Source organism: Miniimonas arenae, from assembly GCF_006351005.1.
GTDB classification, from domain to species: domain Bacteria; phylum Actinomycetota; class Actinomycetes; order Actinomycetales; family Beutenbergiaceae; genus Miniimonas; species Miniimonas arenae.
Window position 1 is genome coordinate 1 of the sequence record NZ_VENP01000083.1, and the last position, 7,191, is coordinate 7,191.

5 protein-coding genes are annotated in these 7,191 nt (G+C 71.1%); 1 reads left to right on the forward strand and 4 read right to left on the reverse strand.

Annotated elements, in window-relative coordinates; translation table 11 throughout:
• Nucleotides 1-841 precede the first annotated feature (841 nt).
• The gene (locus FH969_RS14175) at nucleotides 842-2,755 is read left to right on the forward strand and encodes a heavy metal translocating P-type ATPase (protein WP_139987819.1); all 1,914 of its coding nucleotides are present in this window, start codon (nucleotides 842-844) and stop codon (nucleotides 2,753-2,755) included.
• Here the strand turns inward: FH969_RS14175 and FH969_RS14180 are convergent.
• The 4 genes from FH969_RS14180 to FH969_RS14195 form a co-directional block, all read right to left on the reverse strand.
• A complete protein-coding gene (locus tag FH969_RS14180) occupies nucleotides 2,688-3,941 on the reverse strand; it encodes an APC family permease (protein ID WP_139987821.1) in 1,254 nt (417 codons plus the stop codon). The genes FH969_RS14175 and FH969_RS14180 overlap by 68 nt on opposite strands.
• A 2-nt stretch (nucleotides 3,942-3,943) precedes the next feature.
• Nucleotides 3,944-4,873 (reverse strand): carbohydrate ABC transporter permease, encoded by a 930-nt coding sequence (locus FH969_RS14185; protein ID WP_139987823.1) that lies wholly within the window; start codon nucleotides 4,871-4,873, stop codon nucleotides 3,944-3,946.
• Nucleotides 4,873-5,814, reverse strand: coding sequence for a carbohydrate ABC transporter permease (locus FH969_RS14190; protein WP_246071985.1), 942 nt, complete (start codon nucleotides 5,812-5,814; stop codon nucleotides 4,873-4,875). Before FH969_RS14190 ends, FH969_RS14185 begins: the two co-directional genes overlap by 1 nt.
• A gap of 7 nt (nucleotides 5,815-5,821) precedes the next feature.
• A partial coding sequence (locus FH969_RS14195; RefSeq protein ID WP_425462467.1) for an ABC transporter substrate-binding protein occupies nucleotides 5,822-7,191 on the reverse strand: 1,370 nt, incomplete at its 5' end.

The following is a 7,191-nucleotide window of genomic DNA, read 5'->3' on the forward strand; positions in this document are numbered from 1 at the left end:
GTGTCGGTCCGGGAGAGCTCGACACTTCCGCGTCAGCACGTCAACGATCGATGACGGCTGCGTGCGTGCCGTTCGAACCGAGCAGACCCGGGGCGGTGTCCGAGCGCATCTTCTGCCACACCACTGACACGCGACGACCAGGAGTAGCATCGTCGCAGGCCAGGGCATGATCGTGGAGTTTCCCGCCACCTCCACCACGATCAAGCCGGATCCGCAAGGATCCGGTTTTTTCGTTGCAACGACGCCGATCCGAGTGATCGCCACGAGTGCGCTCAAGCGCTGAGGACATCTCGGCCCGGCTCCGCACCCCAGCCGGACGTCGGGGGCGGAGCGGCACCCAGGCGAACCTCTCACGGGCGTCGCTGCCAGGCCCTCAGCTCCACGGATTCGACACGTGCCCTCTGAGCTCCACCACGTGAAGAAGCGCCGTGCACTCCCCGGCCGCGCCGCACTTCGTGTCGACGCCCCAGCGTGAGCCGCTGACCGCGCGTCAGCCGAGTTTCTGGGTCGACTACCCATGCTCGTGGCTGGTCCGCCGGCGTCGGTCATCGTGTTCATCCCGACGTGCAGCGCTCCTGCGGTTCCCGTCGAGAGGGTGCGGTAGGCCTGGCCCCCCAGCCGCCCTATCACGTCGATGACGCCGCGGACCTCCTGGGCGATCTGGGTCATCGGGATCAGGATCGCACCGGGGATTGTTGTCACGCCGGACTCGTTGGGGCGGCCGCACTGGTGCGCTGGGCAAGAGTCGCGGTCGCCCTGACCGACCAAGGCAAGGCGTCCCTGCCGTTCATCACGCTCCGCCTTGCTGGCGGTACGCCGGGAACTGGCGCACCCTGGCTGCATGAACTCCCTGCACCGGGCCCGCCGCTACCCGATCCTTGCGGCGTCGGGCGCGATCGCGCTCGCCGTGCTGGTCCTCGACCTCTCGGGCCAGGACCTGATCAGCCGCGCCATCGCCACGGCGTGGGTTCTTGTCGTCATCACACGTGCCGTGATGGACATGGCGCGTCAGATCGCCCGCGGACACCTCGGGCTGGACGTCCTGGCGGTCATCGCCATGGGAGCCACGCTCGCCGTCGGTGAGTACGTCGCGTCGCTGATCATCGTGCTGATGCTGTCGGGTGGTGAGGCGCTGGAGGACGCCGCCGAGCGGCGCGCCACCCGCGAGCTCACCGCTCTGCTGAACCGCTCGCCCCAGGCCGCGCACGTGCTTGTCGCTCCTGACGGCGTGGGCGACGAGGTCCGCGATGTCGCCGTCGACCGGGTCGCGGTAGGAGACGTGCTGCTCGTCCGCCCGGCGGAGGTGGTACCGGTCGACGCCACGGTCGTCTCCGATCGCGCAACCGTGGACGAGTCGTCCCTGACGGGCGAGTCCCTGCCGGTCACCCGCCGTCGCGGCGAGACACTTCTGTCCGGCAGCGTCAACGGCCCCGGCGCCGTGCGGGTGCGGGCCGTGCGCACGGCGGCCGACAGCCAGTACCAGCAGATCATCGCCCTCGTGACGGACGCGCAGGGCCGACAGGCACCCGTCGTCCGCCTCGCCGACCGTTTCGCGGTGCCCTTCACCGCGGTGTCCCTGCTGATCGCGGGCCTGGCCGGGTGGCTCTCCGGCGATTGGGTGAGGTTCGCCGAGGTCCTCGTGCTCGCGACCCCGTGCCCGCTGCTGATCGCAGCGCCCGTCGCCTTTCTCGGTGGCCAGTCCCGCGCCGCCCGCCACGGTGTGATCGTCAAGGGAGGGGCGGTGATCGAGAAGCTGGCCAAGGTCCGCGCCGTAGCACTGGACAAGACCGGCACACTCACCCGCGGTCGGCCCGAGCTGGTGGCGGTTCAGCCGGCCGCCCCCCTCGACCGCGAGGAACTCCTGGTGCTCGCCGCCTCGGCCGAGCAGTACTCGTCGCACGTCCTGGCTGACGGGGTGCGCGAGGCCGCGCAGGCCAGCGGTCTGGCGCTCAGGGCGGCCACCGAGGCGGACGAGGTCGCCACGTGCGGCGTGCGCGCAGTGATCGACGGGCGCAACGTCGTCGTGGGCAAGCGCGCGTACGTGGAAAGAGAGGTGGGTGCCGCGGTGGCGGCTGCGCAACTGGTCGCCGGGCAGGTCGCCGCCTACGTCGCCGTGGACGGTGCGTTCGCCGGCGTGCTCGTGCTCGCCGACGAGGCTCGCCCGGAGAGTGCAGCGGTCGTGCGCTGGTTGCGTGCGAACGGCGTGGCAGAGGTCGCGATGCTGACCGGCGACGCCGACGCGACCGCACGCGCAATCGCGGGCCAGGTCGGTATCGACACGGTGCACGCCGATCTCCTCCCTGCGGACAAGGTGCGGCTTGCCGCCGCGCTCAAGCCCCGCCCGGTGCTCATGGTGGGCGACGGCGTGAACGACGCGCCCGCGCTGGCCGCCGCCGACGTGGGGGTGGCGATGGGTGCGCGGGGAGCGACCGCGGCGGGTGAGGCCGCGGACGCCGTGGTGCTCGCCGACGACCTGGGCAAGGTGGTCGACGCCGTGGTGATCGGCCGGCAGACGCTGCGGGTGGCGCTCGCGGCGATCTGGCTGGGGATCGTGCTGAGCGTCGGCCTCATGCTCGTCGCCGCGACCGGCGCCATCCCGGCCGTCGTCGGCGCCCTGACGCAGGAGGTCGTGGACCTGGCGGCCATCCTCTACGCGCTGCGCGCCCTGGGTGGGCGCCTGCCGGAGCTCAGGCGCGCCGAGCCCGCACGAGCAGTCGCCAGCAGACGCCCAGCGCCAGCAGCCCGGCTGCGGTGACTACCCCGGCGAGCGGGAGGCACACCACGAGCGTCAAGCAGCCGAGCGCGCCGAGCACTGGGACCACCCTCGGCACCCGGCGGTGGGGGCGGGTCTGGGTCAGGGCCGCGAGGTTGGCCACCAGGTAGTACAGGAGAACCCCCGCCGACGAGAACGCGACGGAGGAGCGTACGTCCAGCAGCAGCACGAGGACGCCAACCGCCAGCGCCGCCACGATCTCCGCCACAGCCGGCAGACCGCGGCGCGGCTCGACCCTCGCGAGCGGACCGGGCAGGTCGCCCTGCCGGGCCATCGCCAGACCGGTCCGGCCGATGCCCGCCATCAGCACGAGGAGCGAACCGAGGCAGGCGACCACAGCCCCGGTGGTCACGAGGAGGCGTCCGCCGGGCGCATCCCCCACCAGGTCGAGCACCGGGGCGGTGCTACGAGCCAGATCCTTGACCCCGAGCCCGCGCAGCAGGGCGGCGCCCACGGCGAGGTACACCAGCAGGACGCCACCCAGGGCGATCGAGACGGCGCGGGGGATCGTCCGGGCCGGGTCGCGCACTTCCTCCCCGAGCGTTGCGACCCGGGCGTAGCCCGCGAAAGCGAAGAACAGCAGCCCGGCGCCTTGCGCCACCCCGAGGGGAGACGCACCCACCCACTCGGCCGCAGCACCGCCGTCGCGCGCGACGCTGCGGACCAGACCGATCGCAATGGCTGCGGCCAGGACCATCACCACGAGCATCGCGCTCACGCGCGCCGCGCGGGCCGTGCGCGTGACTCCGGCGAGGTTGAGCGCGAGCACGACGGTGACGGCGACGAAGGCCACCGCGCGCTCCCGGCCCGGCCAGAGATAGCCGCCCGCCGTGAGCGCGATCGCCGCGCAACTCGCGATCTTGCCGACGACGAACATCCAGCCTGCGGCGAACCCGGGCCATTCACCCAGGCGCTCGCGCCCGTACACGTAGGCGCCACCCGCGACGGGATACTGGGCGGCGAGCTGCGCCGTGGAGAACGCGTTCGCGGTCGCGACCACCGCTGCGAGGAGCAACGACCCGAGCACGAGCGAGCCCGCCGCGGCGGACGCTGGTCCAAACACCACGAAGACCCCGGCGCCGAGCATGGCGGCTGCGCCGATCGAGACGGCGTCGCCGAGGCTCAGCACCCGGCGCAGCGGGACCGTCTGAGCGCTCACGTCGTGCATCCTTACCCCTTCCGCCCGGTCGTGGCTATCCCCTCGATGAAGTAGCGCTGCCCGAACGCGAACAGGATGAGCATCGGCAGCGTCACGATGAGCGAGGCCGCCATCACGTACTGGTAGTCGCCGTGGCCGCCCGCCGTCGGGCTGTACTTCGTCATGGCGTAGGCGATCCCGAGCGGCGCGTTGAACGACTCCACCGAGCCCGCGTTGAGGTAGATGAGCGAGCCCTGCAGGTTGTTCCAGCTCGCCTGGAACTCGAACAGCAGCACGATCACGAACGAGGGGATCGCCAGCGGCATCGCGATGCGGGTGAACAACGAGACGTAGCCCGCGCCGTCGATCCGCGCCGCCTCGAACAGCTCGCGCGGCAGGCCGAGGAAGAACTGGCGCTGCAGGAAGATGTAGAACGCGGAGCCGAACAGGTTCGCGCCCCACAGCGGCACCCACGTCCCGAGGAAGCCGAGCTCCTTCCAGATGAGGTAGACCGGAATCATCGTCACTGCGCCGGGCAGCATCATGGTGGCGAGCACCAGCCCGAACAGCGCCCCGCGTCCCGGGAACCGGAAGTAGGCGAAGCCGAACGCCACCACCGAGCTCGAGACCGCCACCGCGACCGAGGCGAGCACCGCGATCGCGAAGCTGGTCCACAGCCAGTTGAGCAGCGGCAGCTCCTCCCACACCGTCAGCCAGTTCTCCCACATCACGGGGGAGGGCAGAAGCGAGTTGTCGAACACCTGCCCGCGCGTCTTGAGGCTCGCGGTCACGAGCCACACGAGCGGGTAGAGGAACAGCGCGGTGATCAGCAGCAGGCAGACCCACACCACCGCGCGACCGACGCGCGACCGGGCGCCGGGTGCTCGCCGTCGGGCCGGTTCCTGCGACGTGCGAACGGGCGGCACGGCCGGCGCCACGAGGCCGGGGTCCACGGTGGCCATCAGTTCTCGCTCTCGTAGTAGACGTAGCGGTTGCCGACCCTGACCTGGACGAGCGTGATGAGCATGATGATCACGAATATCACCCACGCCATCGCCGCGGCGAACCCGAGGTCGAACTGCCGGAACGCCTTCTGGAACAGGTAGATCGCGTAGAAGAGCGACGCCTCGGGGGAGGAGTTGGCGTTGTCGCGCCAGAACAGCAGGTAGGCGCTGTCGAACACCTGGAACGCGGCGATGGTGAGCACGATGACGTTGAAGAAGATCGCCCCCGAGATCATCGGCATCGTGATCTGGAAGAACATTCGGCCCGAACCCGCGCCGTCGAGGGAGGCGGCCTCGTACAGCTCGCGGGGCACGTTGCGCAGGGCCGCCAGGAAGATGATCATCGTGCCGCTCACCGCCCACAGCGACATCAGCACGATGGACGGCTTCACCCAGGCAGGGTCCACGAGCCACTGCGGTCCCTCGATGCCGATGGCGCGCAGTGCGCGGTTCACCGCACCGCTGTTGCCGTTCAGCAGCAGGAAGAACAGTGCGGCGGTCGCGACGGCGGGTGTCATCTTGGGCAGGTAGAAGATCGTCCGGAAGACCCCGGCACCGCGCCCGACCCGCGACAGCAGCAGCGCGAGACCGAGCGCGACGACGATCTCGAGCGGGACGGCGAGGATCGCGTAGAAGAGCGTGTTACCGAGCGACGTGGCGACCTTCGGGTCGGTGAGGAGCCCCTCGAAGTTCGCCGTGCCGATGAACGTGATGTCGTTGCGGGCCAGGTTGTAGCGCCCGAACGCCAGCCATAGGCTGAAAGCCATCGCACCCGCGGTGAAGACGAGGAAGCCGACGAGCCACGGTGCGATGAACAGGTAGCCCGCGATCGCCTCGCGGCGCGCCTGGGGGGCGAGCCGACGTCGGCGCCGCGCGGTCGGGGCCGTGGTGCTGGCCACGCCGGCGTCAGCTCTGCGCGACGACGGAGTCGTAGGCCCGAAGGGCCGCCTCCTGCGCGTCGGCGAGGGCCTGCTCCGGCGTCTTGTCGCCGAGCATCGCGGCGGTGACCGCGTTGTTGAGCTCGGTGAGGATGTCCTGACCGGCGGGCGAGGCGCCGAACGTCTTGCCGTAGTCGAGCACGTCGTAGTACGTCGAGATGACCTGGTCGAAGCCCGCGTCCCCGCTCGGGACCACGAACTGCTCACGGATCGCCGCGTCGGCGTCCGGGGAGCCGGTCATGATGCCGGTGTTGATGCCGCCGTCTGCCTCTCGCGTGGCGGCGCGCGCCTCACCGGCGGCCTGCCACGCGTCCATGTTCGTCAGCTCCAGCGCCCAGGCGCACGCGGCGGCCGGGTTCGACGCCCCGACGGGGATGACGAACGCGCTGCCGCCGGCCACCGAGAAGGGCTGACCCTCGCTGTCGCGGAACGGCACGGCCTCGATCTGGGCCTGGCCCACGTAGGGAGAAAGCACGTTGGGGTACCACTGGGCGTTCACCTGCGATCCCACCTGGTCCGTGACGTACTGGTTGCCGTCGCCGAAGGAGTCGAAGGAGTCCGTGAAGCTCTTGAGCTTCGCGTAGCCGCCCTGGGCGTCCACGATCTGCTTGAGCAGCTCCAGGCCGGGCACGTTGCTGGGGTCGTCGAGAGTAGGGCGACCGTCCTCGTCGATGAGCTGGCCGCCCGAGCCCAGGATCCACAGCGGGCCCTGCCCGCTCGGGTTGGGATCGAGGCCGAGCGTCGTCGGGACGCCGCCGCTCTCGGCGTACATCGCCGTGACGGCGGCTAGCAGCGCGTCCGGGTCGGAGGTGTCGATCTGGTCGGCGGTGACGCCGGCCGCGTCCATGACGCGGGTGTTCAGGAGGATCGCGGGCGGCTGGTAGAACTGCGGCACCGCCCAGACCTGGTCGTCCAGCCGCACGTCGTCGACGACGGCGGGGTACCACCACTCGTCGGGCGTCACGTCGTGCGCCGCGAAGCACGCGTCGAGGGGGAGGATCAGCCCCTGCGCCGCGTAGGTGGGCACGATCCGGCGGTCCATCTGGACGACGTCGGGCACGTCGCCGCTGGCCAGGCGCGTGGTGAGCTTCTGGGCGTCGAACGCGGTCGCGTCGAGCTCGACCTCGACCCCGCTGAGCGCCTGCGCGGCGTGGTCGAGCCGCGCCTGGCCGACGTCGTCGGCGTTCTCGAAGCCCCAGGCGCGCAGCGTGCCCGTCGCCTCACCGCTGAAGTCCACGTCGGCGTCGGTGCCGCCGTCGGAGGTGTCGCCACCGCCGCAGGCCGCGAGCGTGCCGGTCAGGCAGAGCGCGGCGGCGGCCGCGGCGGAACGACGAAGGG

Coding starts and splice junctions, on each gene's coding strand:
- FH969_RS14175 (WP_139987819.1), top strand. CDS start 842: ATGAACTCCCTGCACCGGGCCCGCCGCTACCCGATCCTTGCGGCGTCG.
- FH969_RS14180 (WP_139987821.1), bottom strand. CDS start 3,941: ATGCACGACGTGAGCGCTCAGACGGTCCCGCTGCGCCGGGTGCTGAGC.
- FH969_RS14185 (WP_139987823.1), bottom strand. CDS start 4,873: ATGGCCACCGTGGACCCCGGCCTCGTGGCGCCGGCCGTGCCGCCCGTT.